The sequence below is a fragment of the Rhodococcus sp. 05-339-2 genome, from assembly GCF_002258965.1.
In the GTDB taxonomy this organism is placed as follows: domain Bacteria; phylum Actinomycetota; class Actinomycetes; order Mycobacteriales; family Mycobacteriaceae; genus Rhodococcoides.
The window spans coordinates 394,016-410,288 of sequence record NZ_NOYW01000004.1 but is presented as its reverse complement, the minus strand read 5'-3'; the positions used below and the strand labels follow the sequence as shown (position 1 = coordinate 410,288).

The 16,273-nt window shown below is 62.9% G+C and carries 21 protein-coding genes; 11 read left to right on the top strand and 10 right to left on the bottom strand.

The features are described 5' to 3' along the window. Positions 1-19: 19 nt before the first annotated feature. The 3 genes from CH273_RS02955 to CH273_RS02945 all read right to left on the bottom strand — a co-directional run bounded on the left by CH273_RS02955 (position 20) and on the right by CH273_RS02945 (position 2,685). Complete coding sequence (locus CH273_RS02955; protein WP_032396154.1) at positions 20-952, bottom strand: TIGR01777 family oxidoreductase; 933 nt, start codon at positions 950-952, stop codon at positions 20-22. Further along, positions 949-1,620: a TetR/AcrR family transcriptional regulator gene (locus tag CH273_RS02950; protein WP_032396153.1), complete on the bottom strand. Its 672-nt coding sequence runs from the start codon at positions 1,618-1,620 to the stop codon at positions 949-951. Before CH273_RS02950 ends, CH273_RS02955 begins: the two co-directional genes overlap by 4 nt. A 129-nt stretch (positions 1,621-1,749) precedes the next feature. Continuing rightward, on the bottom strand, positions 1,750-2,685 hold the full coding sequence (locus CH273_RS02945; RefSeq protein ID WP_032396152.1) for a hypothetical protein: 936 nt from the start codon (positions 2,683-2,685) through the stop codon (positions 1,750-1,752). A 76-nt stretch (positions 2,686-2,761) separates the two neighbouring features. Here CH273_RS02945 and CH273_RS02940 point away from each other — a divergent pair, with 76 nt between their 5' ends. After that, complete coding sequence (locus CH273_RS02940; protein ID WP_032396151.1) at positions 2,762-3,307, top strand: PadR family transcriptional regulator; 546 nt, start codon at positions 2,762-2,764, stop codon at positions 3,305-3,307. Between the two features lie 104 nt (positions 3,308-3,411). Then, positions 3,412-3,822, top strand: coding sequence for a polyketide cyclase (locus CH273_RS02935; protein WP_032396150.1), 411 nt, complete (start codon positions 3,412-3,414; stop codon positions 3,820-3,822). Here CH273_RS02935 and CH273_RS02930 read toward each other — a convergent pair. Beyond that, positions 3,816-4,652: a phosphotransferase family protein gene (locus CH273_RS02930; protein ID WP_230596882.1), complete on the bottom strand. Its 837-nt coding sequence runs from the start codon at positions 4,650-4,652 to the stop codon at positions 3,816-3,818. The genes CH273_RS02935 and CH273_RS02930 overlap by 7 nt on opposite strands. Before the next feature lie 209 nt (positions 4,653-4,861). After that, positions 4,862-5,257 carry a DUF1761 domain-containing protein gene (locus CH273_RS02925; protein WP_032396149.1) on the bottom strand — a complete coding sequence of 132 codons (396 nt, stop codon included), beginning with the start codon at positions 5,255-5,257 and terminating at the stop codon, positions 4,862-4,864. A gap of 111 nt (positions 5,258-5,368) precedes the next feature. Between CH273_RS02925 and CH273_RS02920 the strand changes: the two genes are divergently transcribed. Beyond that, positions 5,369-6,217, top strand: coding sequence for a helix-turn-helix transcriptional regulator (locus CH273_RS02920; RefSeq protein ID WP_032396148.1), 849 nt, complete (start codon positions 5,369-5,371; stop codon positions 6,215-6,217). Between the two features lie 66 nt (positions 6,218-6,283). Here CH273_RS02920 and CH273_RS02915 read toward each other — a convergent pair whose 3' ends face one another. Next, positions 6,284-6,694, bottom strand: coding sequence for a MerR family transcriptional regulator (locus CH273_RS02915; RefSeq protein WP_052049734.1), 411 nt, complete (start codon positions 6,692-6,694; stop codon positions 6,284-6,286). A gap of 55 nt (positions 6,695-6,749) precedes the next feature. Here CH273_RS02915 and CH273_RS02910 point away from each other — a divergent pair, with 55 nt between their 5' ends. The 3 genes from CH273_RS02910 (at position 6,750) to CH273_RS02900 (ending at position 9,452) form a co-directional block, all read left to right on the top strand. Beyond that, positions 6,750-7,604, top strand: coding sequence for an alpha/beta fold hydrolase (locus CH273_RS02910; protein WP_032396147.1), 855 nt, complete (start codon positions 6,750-6,752; stop codon positions 7,602-7,604). Positions 7,605-7,706: 102 nt separating this feature from the next. Continuing rightward, positions 7,707-8,723 carry an MDR family NADP-dependent oxidoreductase gene (locus tag CH273_RS02905; RefSeq protein WP_032396146.1) on the top strand — a complete coding sequence of 339 codons (1,017 nt, stop codon included), beginning with the start codon at positions 7,707-7,709 and terminating at the stop codon, positions 8,721-8,723. Positions 8,724-8,786: 63 nt separating this feature from the next. Continuing rightward, a complete protein-coding gene (locus tag CH273_RS02900; protein WP_052049803.1) occupies positions 8,787-9,452 on the top strand; it encodes a class I SAM-dependent methyltransferase in 666 nt (221 codons plus the stop codon). Here CH273_RS02900 and CH273_RS02895 read toward each other — a convergent pair whose 3' ends face one another. Continuing rightward, positions 9,453-9,809: a hypothetical protein gene (locus CH273_RS02895; protein ID WP_032396145.1), complete on the bottom strand. Its 357-nt coding sequence runs from the start codon at positions 9,807-9,809 to the stop codon at positions 9,453-9,455. A 172-nt stretch (positions 9,810-9,981) separates the two neighbouring features. Between CH273_RS02895 and CH273_RS02890 the strand changes: the two genes are divergently transcribed. Both CH273_RS02890 and CH273_RS02885 read left to right on the top strand, forming a co-directional pair. Beyond that, a complete protein-coding gene (locus CH273_RS02890) occupies positions 9,982-10,419 on the top strand; it encodes a protein-tyrosine phosphatase family protein (RefSeq protein WP_032396144.1) in 438 nt (145 codons plus the stop codon). 45 nt (positions 10,420-10,464) lie between these two features. Beyond that, on the top strand, positions 10,465-10,767 hold the full coding sequence (locus tag CH273_RS02885) for a helix-turn-helix domain-containing protein (RefSeq protein ID WP_032396143.1): 303 nt from the start codon (positions 10,465-10,467) through the stop codon (positions 10,765-10,767). On the opposite strand, the gene CH273_RS02880 is transcribed toward CH273_RS02885, so the two are convergent. Next, entirely contained in the window at positions 10,725-11,351 is a 627-nt protein-coding gene (locus tag CH273_RS02880; protein ID WP_032396142.1) for a ClpP family protease, read from the bottom strand. The genes CH273_RS02885 and CH273_RS02880 overlap by 43 nt on opposite strands. Beyond that, a complete protein-coding gene (locus tag CH273_RS02875; RefSeq protein ID WP_032396141.1) occupies positions 11,348-11,956 on the bottom strand; it encodes a ClpP family protease in 609 nt (202 codons plus the stop codon). Before CH273_RS02875 ends, CH273_RS02880 begins: the two co-directional genes overlap by 4 nt. Positions 11,957-12,055: 99 nt before the next feature. Here CH273_RS02875 and CH273_RS02870 point away from each other — a divergent pair, with 99 nt between their 5' ends. After that, on the top strand, positions 12,056-12,523 hold the full coding sequence (locus CH273_RS02870) for an SRPBCC family protein (RefSeq protein ID WP_032396140.1): 468 nt from the start codon (positions 12,056-12,058) through the stop codon (positions 12,521-12,523). Between the two features lie 113 nt (positions 12,524-12,636). Continuing rightward, positions 12,637-13,086 (top strand): YdeI/OmpD-associated family protein, encoded by a 450-nt coding sequence (locus CH273_RS02865; protein ID WP_032396139.1) that lies wholly within the window; start codon positions 12,637-12,639, stop codon positions 13,084-13,086. Between the two features lie 135 nt (positions 13,087-13,221). Here CH273_RS02865 and CH273_RS02860 read toward each other — a convergent pair whose 3' ends face one another. Next, a complete protein-coding gene (locus CH273_RS02860; protein ID WP_032396138.1) occupies positions 13,222-14,685 on the bottom strand; it encodes an aminotransferase-like domain-containing protein in 1,464 nt (487 codons plus the stop codon). A 591-nt stretch (positions 14,686-15,276) separates the two neighbouring features. On the opposite strand from CH273_RS02860, the gene CH273_RS02855 reads away from it, so the two are divergent. Further along, positions 15,277-16,233, top strand: a complete 957-nt coding sequence (locus tag CH273_RS02855; RefSeq protein ID WP_032396137.1) for a helix-turn-helix domain-containing protein — start codon at positions 15,277-15,279, stop codon at positions 16,231-16,233. Positions 16,234-16,273 lie beyond the last annotated feature (40 nt).

The window sequence follows — 16,273 nt, the reverse complement described above, 5'->3', positions numbered from 1 at the left end:
GTTCGAGGGTGCCCCGTCGTCATCCCAGGGCGACGGGGAGCAACCCTCGAGGCGTCTCGGACGCAATGTTCGCCAGTGCACTGTCCAGCTTCGGATACCGAAACTCGAAACCGCTGCCCGTCAACACTTGTGGACCCACCCAACGACTCTTCAAGACCAATTCGGCCTCGGTGCGGATCACCCGTGCACCGAATTGAAGCAGCCATGCCGGTGTCGGTAGACCGTGACTGCGGCCGAGAGCGATCCTGACCTGCCGCATCAGCTCCTCGTTGGTCACCGGGAACGGAGTGGCGACGTTGACCGGGCCGGAGATGCCAGTGTTGTCGTAGAGGTGATCGAGGACGCGCGCCACGTCGGCGACATGTACCCAGCTGAACATCTGGCCGCCGTCACCCATTGTGCCGCCGAGCCCCACCCTGGCCAGGTCGATGATCGGATTGATCGCTCCGCCGCCTGCACCCAGCACTATCGACATCCGAAGCGCCACTCTGCGAATGGCCACATCGGCATCGAACAGCTCCCGCTCCCACGCGCGGGCGACCTCGACGGAGAATCCCGACCCGATGTCGCCGGATCGTTCGTCCATCGGCCTGTCGCGCGAATCGCGATAGATGGTGCCGGTGCTCGCATTGACCCACAGATTTGGTGCGTTGGGCACGTCCGCCAGGGCGCGGCCGAGTCGAGCCGTCGTCTGGATGCGCGAGGACATGATCGCGTCCGCGTTCGTCTTGTTGTAGCGACAGCTCACCGAGCGGCCGGCGAGATTGACGACCAGATCGGAACCGTCGAGCACATCGACGAGGCTGCGATGGTCGGACCACGTTGCTTCGCTGGATGTTCCGCGGCCGACGGTCCTGACGCGAATGTCATGATCTTCGTAGTATCGACGCAAGTAGCCGCCGATGTAGCCGGAGGCACCGCACAGGACGACGGTCGACGGTGAATCACTCATTGTTCGAGCCCTTCTGGGGACGTCATGCGTTTCAACAGCCCGGCCACGTCGGTGACCAGCCCCCGCGCCACCGGGAGTCGAGCGAGGCGTACGGCTTTTGCAACCACTGGTACGAGCCCGTCGACCAATGTGCGGGTGCGTGCCTGGTTGTCCGAGGAATCGGTGACCCAGTGAAGGGTGACACCCATGTAGATCATCCAGAGCAGCTGTGGGAGCACGTCTTTCAGAGACGTCGGAACCTTCTGCTTCGACGTTTCCAAGGTGGTTCGCATGAGGTCGATGGCCATGGACCTTGCGTCGGACGATTCCTGCGAGAACGGGCTGGAACTGGACCTCGTGGGCAGCGCCAGCTGCAGGAAGGAGCCACCGAAGGCGTGATACGGCTCCATGACGTCCAAGCCGGAATGCAGAACGGCAGCAAGGTTTTCGGACAGCGAACCGCCGTCGACGAGAACGTCGAGGGCGCGCTCGCGGTGGTCGCGCTGAATCACCATGTACAGCTCGTTGACCAGCTCGTCCTTGCCGGCGAAGTAGTAGTACGCATTACCCAGTGAGACGCCCGCTTCGTCGGCGATGCGACGCATCGTGGTTGCTTGAAACCCTTCGTCGCGAAAGAGACGTAGTGCAACCTGGACCACCTTGTCGCGAGTCTCGGACGTGCGAGCCATCGATTCACCTCAATTCTGAACGTGTTCAAAATTGACCATAGGCCTAAATTTGAACATGTTCAAGATGGGAGCGACGACTTTCCGGACTTTCGCGGGTCGGCGGCTCTGCCTTTGCCGCATCGGCAAGCGTCAGTGGCGTGCGAACAGGCGGCAGAGTGCATCGAACCCAGGTTTTCTGGTGTAGTCGTCGCGAAGTACGCCCCACTCGTTCTGCCATCGGTCGTCGGTGACGATGTCCCTCAGGCCGAAGAGCTCGTAGACCATCACATTGCATTCCGAGTTGACGACTGCCTCGGCAACCAGTTCGAGAATTTGCGCTTGCGTGGCTTCGTCTCGGCCCGCTCCTGTCGGCCACCCGGTTTCGGTGACGTGAAACGGGAGAACAGAGGAGAAGCCGGCGACAGTAGCGCGGTGTCGTGCTGTGCGCACGAGATAGGTTGTCGCGTCCGAAATCTCGTGCAGTGGAACCGGATGGAAGACATCGGGGAAAAAGTCGAGTCCCAGGTAGTCGAGCTGAGCGACCAGGGCTGGAGTCAGCGAGCCGGCAAGGCGATGCCAGAACGCCTCATCGGCAAGCCCGGCTGCGTTCACGCCGATGAGGACATCCGCACCTGTCCGCGCACGCTCTTCGACGGCGGCTGCGACTGCTGCGGAGACGGCCTCGAAGCAGCCTGGGCTACCGCCATCGAGCGGTGCAGGCATATTCAGCTCCTCGCCGATCTGAACCTTGCCGCCTCCCCAACTTTGCACGTCGTTCACCGCTCTCCGCACAAACCGCGAAAACCCTTCGGTGTCCGGTTCGGAAGACTGGTAGCTACATACGAGGTCGATTAATCGCCCACTGCCGGCGTACGCGGCGGGGTTCGCAGGAGTAGCTTCGATATTCGCGAAATTCCCTACGCCGGAGCCGAAATGACGGAAGCATCTGACGTAGAACTGCTCGGCACGTCCCTGCAACTCGGTCAACGCAAGAAGTGTTTCGTCCACCCGCTCGGGTGGGGCGTCGACTGGCTGAAACGTCACCAAATCAGCGTTCACCACGCCGGGCCATATGCCGAAGATCATCGATTCCCCCTAGCCGTATACGGTCACTTAGTCGGAGACGGTAGCCGTATACGGTCATGATGTCTATCCTTTATCTGTGCCGACCAACGCTCTACTGAACCCGCTGGTCCTACCGATCCTTGGGTTGCTTGTCGAAGAACCCCGGCACTCTTATGCAATCTTTACCGAGCTCCGGTCTCGTCACGCGCACATGACCGTGCGCAACGGCACCGTCTACACGCTGATCGAGCGCCTTAGAGCAGAAGGCTGGATTCGAAACGACGACTCTCGAACGCCTTCAACCGTCGAAATAACTCCCGAGGGTGTGGAAGCACTCAGGCAGAAAGTGATTCGGCAGGTTATAGACTCGGAATTGATTGACGGACACGCCTTCACTACCGCACTGGCGTATGTCGGCATACTGGACAAACAGGACGCCCGAGAGTTGTTGTCGGTGCGAGCCACAGCGGTCCGCGATGCACTTGCAGGACTGGACGACGTGCTGAGAAAGACCGACGTGCCCCCGCTGCACATGATCGAAGCCCACTACATGCGTTCGAAGCTCGCCCACGACGCTGATTGGCTCGAACAGACCATCGCGGATGTCGATAGCGGGAATCTCGTCTGGGTGACCGGTCGTTGATCGTTGCCGACGTATGCGTGGATCTGATCCGGCCTTCCTTATGTGAGGACGCTGGCGGCGCGGTTCCCGCGCGGCAAAAGCCCCTCGTACGTAGCGTCACTGGTATGAACCACGAACCCGCTGTAGCAAGTCGGCATGTCAGTCAGGTCATCGGGTGTACACCCGAGAAGGTGTACGAGTTCGCGGCGAACCCTGCGAACCTACCGAGATGGGCAGCAGGACTGGCGAACAGTCCCGTGACCATCGAGGGCGACAGACTTCTCGCTGAATCGCCGATGGGACAGGTGACAGTACGTTTCGTGCCACACAACGACCTGGGCGTCCTCGACCATGACGTGACGCTGCCGTCAGGGACCGTTGTGAACAATCCCGTACGGGTGCTGAGCCACCCGAATGGCGCGGAAATCTTGTTCACGGTGCGTCAAATCGAACTCAGCGACGAAGAATTCGAGCGCGACCTCTGGATGGTGGCCGAAGACCTGAGAAGGCTGAAGGAAGTACTGGAAACTCAGTGACCACATTGGTCCATCAACATCGAGACGTACGCGTTCAATCGATCCTCCACAAGTCGCGGCGTCAAGTCGATGCGGCCCGCATCGCGCCACGGGGCGGCCCAGGACTGCACCTCCTCTGAGCAGGCCAGTGCATCGCGTACGCGCCAATACTGTCGCGTCAGAGTGCTTTCGGAGAGAGCGCCGCCGGCCTCTTCGTAGGCGAGGGCGAACCGTGGTCCCCACTGCGGCCCGTGCAGCAGAGCCAGGTTGGTCGAACAATGTGCCACGTCGAGATCCGTCGGCCCCCATGATGCCCCCGCCCAGTCGACAACCCCGGTGATCCTGGGCGCGGCGTTCTGCGATACGTCGAACAGAACATTCCCGGGTTGGAAGTCGCGATGCAGAACTCGCCCGTCGTATGTGGGTACAGGCCTGCGAAGTACGTCGATCGCGGCGGCCCACACAGCCGCTTCGGCTCGTGCAGGGACCACGACGGTATCGGCCGTCGTCCTCGCCTGATACTCACGGGGCCGAGTACTGGAATCCACTGCATGAATCTCGACGAGTTGCTGAGCGAGGAGGGGGACTCTATCGTCCACGCCCGCGTCGGAGAGAACCGTCGAACCCGGCAGATGAGTCATCAGTAGCGAGGGATACTCGCAATGAGTGGCTGTGGAATCGAATGCCAACAGTTCGGGGACCGGTACGGCTGACCTCGAAAGCGTTGTCAAAGCTGCGCTTTCCCGCTCCAACGAGTCCTGTGCGTGCTGCACACTGGCTGGTTCTGTATAGGTGCGCAACACGAGGTTCCGACTGAATCCATCGGTGGTCCAGACGGTCAGCTTCCGCATCTCCGCGGTGATACCGCCGGATAGCATTTCGGACTCGGTGATGCGTTCACCGGTGTTCAGGTGTCGACTCACCCATGCACGAGTGGACGGACGCACTGTCGAGGGTGGTCCGGATTCGGTCACGACGTCACTGCACCAGACGACTCGAGCATGTGCAAGGTTGTTTGCCTGACGGGACAGCGACGATTCGGTACTGCACTGACCGAACGTCACGGAACGACTCCGAGGATCGCGCCCGCTACTGTTGCTCCCGTGAGGTGATAGCTTGCGGTGACAGCTCCGAAGACGAATGGTTGCGGAGTGTGGGGCGTCAGCGCGTTGGTCAATGATGCTGCAGCGGAGGCCAATCCGACACCGAGGCCGACGAGTACGCCCGATGTCACGGCGTCCGCGTCGATGGCGTCGAGAACGAGAGAGATCACGATGGTCGTCGCCACCGAGCAGCAGAGCGGAACCACGTAGTAGGACAACGGGAATCGGCCGCCCGTCTGCGCCCGATCATGCCCGATCGAACGATCCCACGCACGCCCGAACAGGGGACCGAACCAGAGCGCGCCGAGGGCGTAGTACACAACCGCCGCCACGGCTACATACAGCCAGTTCACGACACTGTCCTTCGGCCCGGTTGAGTCGCCCGGTCGACGACGGTCCAAGATCTGGTGGTCATGACGTGATCGTCTCGAGACTGAAGGCCGGTTGTATTGCAGAATTGCGACATGGAAGAAAGGCGGGCCGTGTCGAAGCCCATCGACGTTCACGAACGATCCGGCGTCATGGCTCCCTCGCTTCTTCGTCGCTTCGACGCAACCTGGCACGATCCGGCTGCAGAGGTTCGAGATGTAGTCGACGCGTACTGGAGTGTGCGATGGGAATTGTCCGCGGACGAAACCATCGAGCAGCGAGTCCTCGAGTTTCCGGCAGTCACGGTCAGTGTGGAGACCGGTGCAGTGCCTGCGCCGTTCATGCTCACAAATGTTCAGCGCAGGGCGTGGTCCCGGACGATCGAAGGTCGAGGCTTCGTGTTCGGCGTCAGACTGCGTCCAGCCGGCCTGGCTGTGGTGTCCAACCTCGATCCCACGAGACTTCCCGCAGCGCAACCGATCACCAGAGAACTCGATGACCTCCTCTTCGGCATGCTCGGCGCCGTATCCGCGCAGGATTCGGCTGCCGACCATGCTCGACGGGCAGATTCGGTGATCACCGAGATGGTGGCGAATCGACCACCCACTCCCGAACACCGACTCGCGAACGCCGCGGTCGACGCATTGGCGCAGGGGGCCGGCAGGGAATCCGGGCAATCCGTGGCAGGAAGGCTCGGGGTCAGTGAACGTGCCGTGCAGAGGGCACTGCGATCGACACTCGGGATGGGCCCCAAAGCAGTCGCCCGGCGGGTTCGACTACAGGAAGTGTTGCAGCGACTCTCGCTTCCCGATGCCGACGCTGCCCACATTGCCGCGGAACTCGGATATGTCGATCAAGCCCATCTGATCAACGACTTCCGAGGCGTCGCAGGAATTACGCCGGGCGCGTACCTTCGTGAACTCGCTGCACTCGTCCGCGCCTGAGAGAGGTTCTGCCGAAGGTCCTCTGCGCGCGGATACCTCGGCCTCCGTCACCGTGTCGTGTACCGACTACTCGGAATCGATCGGCGCGCCGGCGTCCAGTGGTGACCGAAGCTGCGTAGTGGAGTACTCGCTGCACTGCGCGCATCGGGTGAGCAGACCATGCGTGCACGAGACGACGTGCGCGAGAAAGCGCTCGGCATGGTCGAGTTCGGCTTGTTGCCGTCGTATTCGAGCCAGATGTTCTTCGATCACCGACGTTCGTTCGGGCTCGTCTCGATGAAGTATCAGGCGAATATCGGCCAAGCTGATTCCGACTCCTTGACAGGCTCGCAGCACCCGCAGTCGTCGTACATGCTCCTCGCTGTAATCGCGGTGGCCCGACGGTAGACGTTCGGGCACAACGACTCCGACGTCGTCCCAATGCCTCAGGACATGGGTGGGAACGTCGATCTGCCGCGCAACTTCTCCGATCTTCACCCACCGATATTCTCACGTTGACTTCAGGTCGACCTGAAGTTTTAAGGTCATCTCCATGACGCCCGAACGTTACGATCTACCGGAGCCCGTCTTCGTGTCCGTGTGCGGCGATCGGGTAGCGACCTACGAGCTGACCCCCGAGTCGGACGCACCATCCACTGACGTCGTGTTCTGCCATGGAACTCCCTGGTCGGCGCAGGTCTGGGCGCAGGCCGCTCGCCACCTCGGCGTCGGTCATCGGGTCTACCTGTGGGACATGCCCGGATACGGCCGCTCCGCGCGGGGACCTCGGGTGCGGACCGATCTGGCCACGCAGATGTCCCGGTTCGCGACGTTGCTCGAGCACTGGAAGTTGGAGCAGCCCTGTGTCGTCGCGCATGATATTGGCGGTGCTGTCGCTTTGGGAGCCCACCTGATACACGGATGCGACTACGGCAGTTTGTTCTTGTGGGACGTGGTGACACTGGACCCGTGGGGGTCCGAATTCTTCAGGCTCGTGGCGGACAACAGTGAGGTCTTCGCTGCGTTGCCGGCGTCCCTGCACACTGCGTTGGTCTCCGAATACATTGCCGGAGCAGCGCATCATCGGCTGGACCCAAACATCGTCGCGATGTTGACCGAACCCTGGATATCCGACGAGGGACAGCCTGCCTTCTACCGACAGATCGCCGAACTGCGGCCCGAGGACACGCGACCGATCGTCGACGCGCTTCCCCGAGTCCGCTGCGACACCTCCATCGGATGGGGCCGACAGGACCCCTGGATTCCCGTCGAACAGGCATATCGATTGCGACAGTTGGTGCCGGGTAGATCGCCTGTGATCACCCTCCCGGGTGTGGGGCATCTGAGTCCGCTCGAAGCTCCAGCACTCGTCCAACAGGCCCTGGACCCGTGGTTGGCGTCAACGTGAGCCGGGCCATCGGTCAAAAGGACCGAAGCTGTCCGCATCTGTTCCTACCGTCGGCATCGCACCTGGAAGACCGGGTGTCGCACGCCGTCGAGAGGAACAGAGATGAATTCGACCGAAACCACAGCGGTGGTTCTGCGCTCGCACCGCACGGATGTCGGTCAGCAGCCGTCCGACCTGCTGGAGGTTCGAGTCGTGGATCAGCGACCTATCGGAGATGGAGAAGTGCTCGTAGAGAACATTTTTCAACAGATCGTTGCTGTGCATGCCTACCTGATGTTCGAGAACCCGGGTCTCCCGCTGTCGGCCTTCGAGGTCGGTGCGCCTCTGTACGGGCCGGCGGTCGGGCGGGTAGTGGAATCTCGATCGGAGATTGCGCTCGGAACCGTCGTGCAGCACAACCAGGGGTGGAGGGACCTGACCGCGATAGCGTCGAACGCGGTATTTCCCGTTCCAGACGGAGTGTTCCCAGGCCCTGAGTACATGCTCAATCAGGGAGTGACGTCCTTCCATGGCATGGTCGACATCGCAGGAGTGGGTGCGGGCGACGTGGTTCTGGTCAGCGGGTCGGCAGGTGGAGTGGGGTCGATCGCAGGGCAGATCGCCAAGGCGCAGGGTGCCGCGTTGGTGATCGGTATCGCGGGTGGTCCGGACAAATGCGCTTACCTCACCGAGCAGCTCGGCTTCGATGCGGCGATCGACTACAAGAACGAGGATCTCGACGCTCGTCTCGGTGAACTCGCACCGAAGGGCATCACCGTCTTCTTCGACACCATCGGCGGCACGCAGTTCGAGACTGCCGTCCGATACGCAGCGTTCGGCGCGCGATTCGCGTTGTGCGGGGCGCTCGCCGGACAGATCGGCGGCGGTGGCGGCGGACATCCGCGTTTGGACATCATGACCGCGATCGTCAAGGAAATTCAGATCCGGCCGTTCACGACCATGCATACCCCCGAACAGATCCAGGCTTGGATCGGCCACTACATCCCCTCGTTCTCGCAGGGCACGATCACTTTTCCACACACTGTGCTGGAAGGTCCCCTGAGTCGAACGATGACTGCGTTGGACGAACTCCTGGCAGGTGACCATCGTGGAAACCTGATCGTGAAGCTGGCCAGTTGACGTGGTTCATTAAACCGTTGCGGGCGGGCCTGGTGGATACTGGGCCCCGTGGTGCTGAGACGAATGGGAACGTCCCTTATCGGAGGCAGAGGGGCCCAGTGGGTTCGCGAGCTGAACGAGCGACACCCCTGGAGTCACAACGACTACTTTCACAGCTGGATTCTGGCGAATCTGCCGGAGCGGCGTGGCTGCGCAGTCGACATGGGTTGTGGTCGAGGCGGTCTGGTGCGTGCGCTGGCTCCGCATTTCGAGTACGTCGTCGGGGCCGACGCCGATGGGGAGATGCGCCGAATCGCAGAGGCAACTTCTGCCGCTGCGGACAACGTGTCGATCACGGATCGCCAACTCGACTCCTGGGCAGACGATTCGATCGATCTCGTGACAATGGTCGCCGTCCTGCACCACCTCGACATGGACGACGCGTTGCGCCATGTCGAACGAATTCTTGCGCCGGGCGGGTGTGCGCTCATCGTCGGGCTTGCACCACCGCGAAGCGTACGAGATCTGCTGTGGGACTCCGTCTCCATCGTCACCAATCCGCTCATCGGATTTCTGCACCGCCCGTGGCCTAGCCCGGTTACGGCACCGCCGGCACCGTTCCCGGTCAAAGATCCGGTGCTGAGCTTCGACGAGATCGGTCACATCGCGAAGAAGCGGCTCCCGGGCGCGATCATGCGACACCGCATAGGGTTTCGGCACACAATCGAGTGGACCAAGCCGGGTGGGTAGTCACACCCACGGTGCTCGACGTTCCCACCACGGCATCGTTCTGGACCGGTCGATCTCTACGGTCACGTCGCGGTACCGCTGATCCAATCGAGCTACTGCGACGCGTAATCGGTGGGCACGACGCCCGTCGCGTCGCATGAGTCGTTCCAATGCGTCGCGCGGCCCGTCGCCGAAGAAGTGGCCGTCGCATCCGGGACAACCCGTGAATCCGGCCAAGATCGGCACCCGATTGTCGAACAACGCTCTGGGCTTTTGGTCGACGCGATCTTCGAGATACTCGACTCGCCGACGCCACTGCGCCAGATATTGGAGTGCCCAACCATCGGTCCGTGCCTTGCGCGGCCTGTGGGGGTTCACCGGACGAACGGGGGCATTGCCCTCTCGTGAAGAATTGTCATCATGTTCGCCATATCGGAGGCGGGGCCGGTGAGTGCTTCGGGTTGGTGACGCGAACGTTACCGCAGTATCGGTACTGGCAGAAGACGAGCGGGTACAGCATGGGGGAGTCGGTCCAGGGAAGGACGAGTATATGTGGGACGCACACAGCCCGGGTGTGCTGCAGTTGCCGTCGGGCAGCGTAGTTCGTGGACGCGCCTTGCGTGACCCGATGCCTGACGGACCTTCACCGGATTTCGGGGTCTACTTGCAGGGCAAGGATCCCGGCGGGTTCGACTGGGACAGTCGCTGGGTTCGTTGGCCCGACTTCTGGCTCCCGTCCGACTCGAAAGAACTCGAGGTCGTGCTTCGAGAAGTGCTGCGACGCTGCGCAACCGAGAGAGTCGAGATTGCATGCACCGGCGGTGTCGGACGAACTGGCACCGCATTGGCGTGTCTCGTCGCGCTCGACGGTCTGCCCGGCGACGCGGCCATCGACTACGTTCGGCGACAATACTCGCCTCGGGCCATGGAAACGCCCTGGCAGAAGCGCTTTGCGAAGACGTTCGTGAAACCGGGCTCTCTGCTCTGAGCAGAATCGCCGACCCGTCGTGGAATCGAGGCCTAGGCTCCGATCATGGGCGAGGTGATACGAATCGATGAGCGTCGAGCAGCACGCGCAGTGGAACCGTTGTGGCGCGAAGTAGTCGGTCGACGGCTACGCGAGCGCAGACACGCTCGCGGTGACACTCTGGCCGATACCGCTGCCCGGGCAGGCATTGCGCCGCAGTACTTGTCGGAGCTCGAACGCGGCCGCAAGGATCCGTCGAGCGAGATTCTTGCGGCCGTCGTCGGTGCATTGGGCACGTCCATGGCGGAGATCTCAGGCCTGGCGCATCACGACCTGTCCCGCGGCGACGCGACCTTGATGGCTGCCTGACGACCCTCTAGCACCTGGTCGACGACGCCGTAGTCACGCGCAGCCGGTGCCGTCAACACCAGATCACGGTCGGTGTCGTGGCGGAGTTTCTCGACGTCGCGTCCCGTGTGCTTCGCGAGAATTGCTTCCATCTCGGCTCGTACTCGAACCACCTCGTCGGCAGCCAGAATCAGATCGGGGATGGTCCCTCGGCCCTGCGCCGCAGGCTGATGCAGCACCACCCGGCTGTGGGTCAACGCCGAGCGTCGCCCCGGTGCTCCCGCCGCGAGCAGTACCGCCCCTGCCGCCACCGCTTGGCCCACACATGTTGTGGCAACGGGTGATCCGATGAATTGCATCGTGTCGTAGACGGCGAGCATGGCAGCCGTGTCACCGCCCTCGCAGTTGATGTACATCGAGATTTCCTGATCGGGGGAGTCGGCCTCCAAGTGGAGCAGCTGTGCGATCATCGCATTCGCCACACCGGCGTCTATTCCGGTACCGAGATAGACGATGCGCTCACTGAGCAGGTGCGAATAGACGTCGACGACGCGTTCGCCGCGCGAATCTCGCGTGATGACATTGGGAATCGTGTACGTGCTCATCGTGCCAACTCCATTCCGAACGACACCCGTCGCGCAGGCATGACCTGATCGAACGAGTCGACGATTGCGTCGACGAACCCGTACTCGCGGGCAGCCTCGGCGGTGAACCAGCGATCGTGCAGAGAGTCGTCGAAGATCTGCTCGCGTGTCTGCCCGGTGTCGTCGGCGATGAGGCCGAGAACCGTATCTCGGGTATGCCGCAGATCGTTGGCCTGCACCTCGACTTCGACGGCCGACCCACCGATGCCGGCGGACCCCTGGTGCATCAGTATTCGAGAATGCGGCAGGGCATACCGCTTACCGCGCGTGCCTGACGACAGTAAGAACTGACCAGCGCTGCAGGCCAATCCGAGTGCCAGCGTCGACACGTCGCAGGGTACGAGGTGCATCACGTCGCGGATGGCGAGCATCGCGGGAACCGACCCTCCCGGTGAGTGAATCCACAGGGCGATGTCGGCGGAGGGATTCTCGGCCGCCAACGTCAGCAGGTGAGTGGTAAGGACGGTGCCGTTGTCGTCGTCGAGGGCACCGTCGAGCACGAGAACCCGATGGCGGAGAAGTTGATTGCGGAGTTCGGGCGGGAACATTCGAGGTGATTCGCTCATGATTCGAGTCTGCGTCCGAATCCGGTTGCACTCCAGTGCTTCTGCTGTGGGCAGCGACTCTGCTCACAGCTTCGTTGTATGTGGAGGGACAATGGTGAGATGACCGCACTCGAGTTCTCCGAATCCATCGTCGTCGCTGCGCCGGTCGACGACGTGTACGCCGTCGTCTCCGACATCACCCGAACAGGAGAATGGAGCCCGATCTGCCAGGAATGCTGGTGGAACGAGGCCGACGGCGGTGGCGTCGGATCGACCTTCACCGGCCGGAACGTGGTGCCGGGCCGCACGTGGGAGACCGTGTCGACAGTGGCGGCAGCCGAACCCGGCCGCGAGTTCGCGTGGGTGGTGGGCGACAACTTCGTCCGCTGGGGCTACACGCTCGACCCCGTGGACGGTGGCACACGCCTGACCGAGAACTGGAACTTCCTGCCGGGCGGTATCGCGCACTTTCACCGCAAGTTCGGCGACGACGCGCAGAAGGAAATCGACACTCGTAGCCAGGCGGCACTCGACGGTATCCCTCGGACCCTGGCGGCAATCAAGCGAATCGTGGAAGCCGAGGCCTGATCGCTGCCGGCCAGGTGTACTCGCTTTCCACTATTCGAGGCCGATGAAGGAAATTCCGCTTGCTGACGCGAATTGTGGACGCTGACTGCACCATCGACGGATATCCTGCCCGCATGGCAGCAACGGTTCTGCGGATATCCACAGTGCTCGAATCACGGGGCCCCGCGGCAGCGATCGTGCTCAGTGACGAGCAGGTCGCGTCCCTCGGTTCCACCAAGACTCCACCGGTTCGGTTCACGATCGGTGGGCAAACGGTGCAGGGGCGCATCGGCCGGATGGGCGGAGAAAATCTGCTCGGACTGAACAAGAGCGTTCGCGCCACACTCGGCGTCGAGGCCGGCGACACCGTCGACGTGACTATCGAATTGGACGACCAGCCGCGGGTCGTCGAGCTACCGCAGGCCTTGGCGCAAGCTTTGGATGCGGATCCCGCTGTTCGCGCAGCGTTCGATGCGCTGTCACCGTCGACGCGAAAAGAACACGCAAGATCCGTCGCCGACGCGAAACGTAACGACACCCGCGAGCGGCGTATCGCGGCCATCGTCCAGTCCCTTCGGTCCTGAGGCCACGTGCTGCCTGCTGCTGTCGAGGCCGCAAACGCGCGCGCATTTGTCAGGTGCGCGCGATTCAGCTGGCGAACAAGTGACCGATTCGCGAGCGTCTCGCGAACGCGCGCGCGTTTGCGATCGACGTCGGGCTCACACCACCGCTGCGGGTCTGCTCGACGCGATGGTCGGTGCAGGCGTACCCGCGGAGCTGAGGCCGGCGAGGATTTCTACAGCCGAGGTGATGTCGGGCAGTGAACGGGTGAAGGGAATGCGTTGATGATCGTCGAAAGCGTATCCCGTTCCGAATCGCAGTCCCGGCGCCAGCAGCAATCCGTGCGAATGGGCTTCGGCGACGAGGGAACTGGATCGAATGCCGTCGGGTAGGGAACACCATAATGCCAGGCCTCCGTTCGGCACTCGAAAGTGCCAGTCCGGCAGTTGATCACGCATCAACGCGACGGTGTGGTCACGAGCAACTCTCGACGCCTCCGCGCGCACCCGACGCACCTCGTCGTATCGACCGAGCAACTCCGTAGCGGCCAGCTGATCGATGACGGACACCGAAAGTTGGCGTCGCGCATAGGTTGCGGCGATTCTCGACAATAGACCTGCCTCGGCTCGAACCCAGCCGACTCGCAGCCCTCCCCACACCGTCTTGCTCGTCGACCCGATCGTCACCGTCGCAATATCCGGGGTTGCCGCCCCGAAAGGTTCGATGTCGGGCGACCCGTCGAGAGACAGATCGGCCGCGACCTCGTCGACGATCGTCAGCACCGCGTGGCGGTGCATGGTGGCGGACAGTTGCCGCCGGGTTCGGAGAGTCAGCCGCGCGCCCGACGGATTGGAGAAGTCGGGCATGAAATACGCCAGCGTCGGAGCGCTCTGTCGAGTGGCTCGATCTGCCGATGTCACGAATTCGTCGGTGTCGTCCGGGTCGATGGGCACCGGGATGCAGCGACCGCCCAGTGAATGAACGAGTTCGACGACACCCGGGTACGTCGGGTGCTCCACCAGCACCCGGGCACCGGGCTCGGTGAACGTGGCCAACACCGCGTGGATGGCGTCGGTGGCACCGGAGGTGACGAGAACGTTGTCGGCCGTGGTCGGTACTCCACGCCCTCGGTAGTACGCGGCAATGGCTTCGCGGAGCTCGAACAAACCGGACGGAGCGTAGCCACCCAGGGAGAAACGATCTCGAATCTTCTCTGCCGCAACGCCGTACGCATCGGACAACAGAGGCGAGGCCGAGGGGGACGCGTTGACGAACTCCAAATTGGCAGTCTCCCGGTCGCCGGCCAGCGATCCCCAGGACGGTAGCGAACCCGTCGGGGAAACATAGGTACCCGAGCCTCGCTGGGCGCTGATCCAGCCGCTCTCCCGAAGATGACGATAGGCCGACGCAACCGTCACCCGACTGACGTCCAAACTGATCGACAGCGCCCGCTCCGCAGGCAGCCGCGTCTGAGCCGATACCTCACCGCTCTCGATGAGCCGACGCAACTCGTCGGCGATCTCGAGGTAGAGGGGACCCCCGGATCTGTTCCGCAGCGTCGACGGGCCGATCCGTGCGGCCAATTCCGGGGCCGAGATCGCGGTCGCATCGTACGAGTCCATGCATGCCACTCTTGCACACTGGACTGCACATTTTCGGCCGAAAGCAGTCCATTGTTGGTCCATGATCGCAATTGGAGCTGTATTGGTCCTGTCCATGGTGGGCGCAGGGTGGACTGTGGTCGCACTGCGCGAGGGTGGACGATGCGGTCCTGCCGGACCACCGCGCAGTCGTGTTCGGTCCGACTGAGACCCGTACCTTGCGCTGGACGACTGGCTGCCGGAAGCAGGCGACAACGAAGCCCGACCCGATCCGGTCGTTCGCCAGGGAGGCCGTCACCGACGTGGATCCACGACGACGAAGGAACCTCGCGCACCGAGCCGCTGCGTTGGCCGAGCGACCTGGCCCCGGTACCGCCGGTGGACCGCTGGCCACGTTCACTCGGCGCATTCGTCACCCGCCGCGACTACGGCGAGGACGGGTACGTTCCCGGCGTCCGGCACAACGGACCCAGGCCGCACCTCGGCGTCACGCTCAACGGCAGGCCACGTCACGCGCGGCCTCGGCGATCGGTGGGTGCTGTTCGTTAGAGTCGATCCGGAACACCTGCGTTTCGTACCGGAGAAGTAAGTCCCTCGCCGAGGAGGCCCGACGTGTCGATCGCTGCGTCACCCGTGGAGTTCTCCACCGCCGGGCTTCCCTCCGTCGAGCGAATACGACGGTGGGAGGGGCACAACTCCGAGGTGCTCATCGGACTGAGATGCCGCAGCCTCGATGGCGCGTCTCTCGAGGCGACCGAAACCAACGTCCAGGTCGGATCGGTCGGCCTGGCTCGCGTCGTCGGAACATCCCATGTCGTCGAGCGAGATGCCGAGTTGATTCGGCTCCGGCCGTCGGACTCGGTGGTCCTGTACTTCAGCCTGGTCGGCGACGCGTTCTTCTACTCCGAGGACGGAGTTCGCACCGTCGGCCCCGGCGAGGTTCTGCTGTGCGATGCAGACAGAGCCTTCATGCGTGGTTTCTCGCACGGCCTCGAGGAACTCGTCGTCAAGATCCCGCGCGGCATCTACTCCGACGTCACCGGCGAGCACTCTCTCGCGGCCCCGAAGGTCTTCGACTTCTCGGCGAACGGCAACGTGCACGCCGCCGCCCTCGCCGCCCGGGTGAGCCGTGCGACTCGCGCCGACGAGCCCACCGCACCGGACGAGCGGACGATCCTCGAGCTGGTCTCCGTCCTGACCGGTGGAACGCGCAGTGACGGCGGTGCGGCGCATCGCGCATCTGCCCGCTCCTATATCGAACGCCGTCTGATGGACGCGTCGTTGTCCGCCACCGACGTGGCCGACGCCATCGGAATCAGCGCCCGGCACCTGTCCCGGGTGTTCGCCGCGGACGGCACCAGCGTGCCCAAGTACATCCTCGAGCGGCGCCTCGCTCGCGCACACACGGTGCTGACTTCACCGTCGGGACGTTCGGCGTCGATTGCCGAGATCGCCGCCTCCTGCGGATTCGCCTCTGCCGCTTATTTTTCCAGCGCATTCTCGGCAAGATTCGGAGCCAGAGCATCGGACGTTCGACGCGATGCCGTGGTGCTGCGCTCGGTGCGTTAGTTTCGCGATTGCGCCACCGTTGTCGATTTACGCCGACATG

Excerpts from the sequence above, each read along its gene's own strand:
- CH273_RS02905 (WP_032396146.1), top strand. The coding sequence starts at position 7,707 with ATGAATTCGACCGAAACCACAGCGGTGGTTCTGCGCTCGCACCGCACG.
- CH273_RS02880 (WP_032396142.1), bottom strand. The coding sequence starts at position 11,351 with ATGAGCACGTACACGATTCCCAATGTCATCACGCGAGATTCGCGCGGC.
- CH273_RS02870 (WP_032396140.1), top strand. The coding sequence starts at position 12,056 with ATGACCGCACTCGAGTTCTCCGAATCCATCGTCGTCGCTGCGCCGGTC.
- CH273_RS02950 (WP_032396153.1), bottom strand. The coding sequence starts at position 1,620 with ATGGCTCGCACGTCCGAGACTCGCGACAAGGTGGTCCAGGTTGCACTA.
- CH273_RS02900 (WP_052049803.1), top strand. The coding sequence starts at position 8,787 with ATGGGAACGTCCCTTATCGGAGGCAGAGGGGCCCAGTGGGTTCGCGAG.
- CH273_RS02890 (WP_032396144.1), top strand. The coding sequence starts at position 9,982 with ATGTGGGACGCACACAGCCCGGGTGTGCTGCAGTTGCCGTCGGGCAGC.
- CH273_RS02910 (WP_032396147.1), top strand. The coding sequence starts at position 6,750 with ATGACGCCCGAACGTTACGATCTACCGGAGCCCGTCTTCGTGTCCGTG.
- CH273_RS02930 (WP_230596882.1), bottom strand. The coding sequence starts at position 4,652 with ATGCGGAAGCTGACCGTCTGGACCACCGATGGATTCAGTCGGAACCTC.
- CH273_RS02875 (WP_032396141.1), bottom strand. The coding sequence starts at position 11,956 with ATGAGCGAATCACCTCGAATGTTCCCGCCCGAACTCCGCAATCAACTT.
- CH273_RS02860 (WP_032396138.1), bottom strand. The coding sequence starts at position 14,685 with ATGGACTCGTACGATGCGACCGCGATCTCGGCCCCGGAATTGGCCGCA.
- CH273_RS02935 (WP_032396150.1), top strand. The coding sequence starts at position 3,412 with ATGAACCACGAACCCGCTGTAGCAAGTCGGCATGTCAGTCAGGTCATC.
- CH273_RS02885 (WP_032396143.1), top strand. The coding sequence starts at position 10,465 with ATGGGCGAGGTGATACGAATCGATGAGCGTCGAGCAGCACGCGCAGTG.
- CH273_RS02920 (WP_032396148.1), top strand. The coding sequence starts at position 5,369 with ATGGAAGAAAGGCGGGCCGTGTCGAAGCCCATCGACGTTCACGAACGA.
- CH273_RS02945 (WP_032396152.1), bottom strand. The coding sequence starts at position 2,685 with ATGATCTTCGGCATATGGCCCGGCGTGGTGAACGCTGATTTGGTGACG.
- CH273_RS02955 (WP_032396154.1), bottom strand. The coding sequence starts at position 952 with ATGAGTGATTCACCGTCGACCGTCGTCCTGTGCGGTGCCTCCGGCTAC.
- CH273_RS02865 (WP_032396139.1), top strand. The coding sequence starts at position 12,637 with ATGGCAGCAACGGTTCTGCGGATATCCACAGTGCTCGAATCACGGGGC.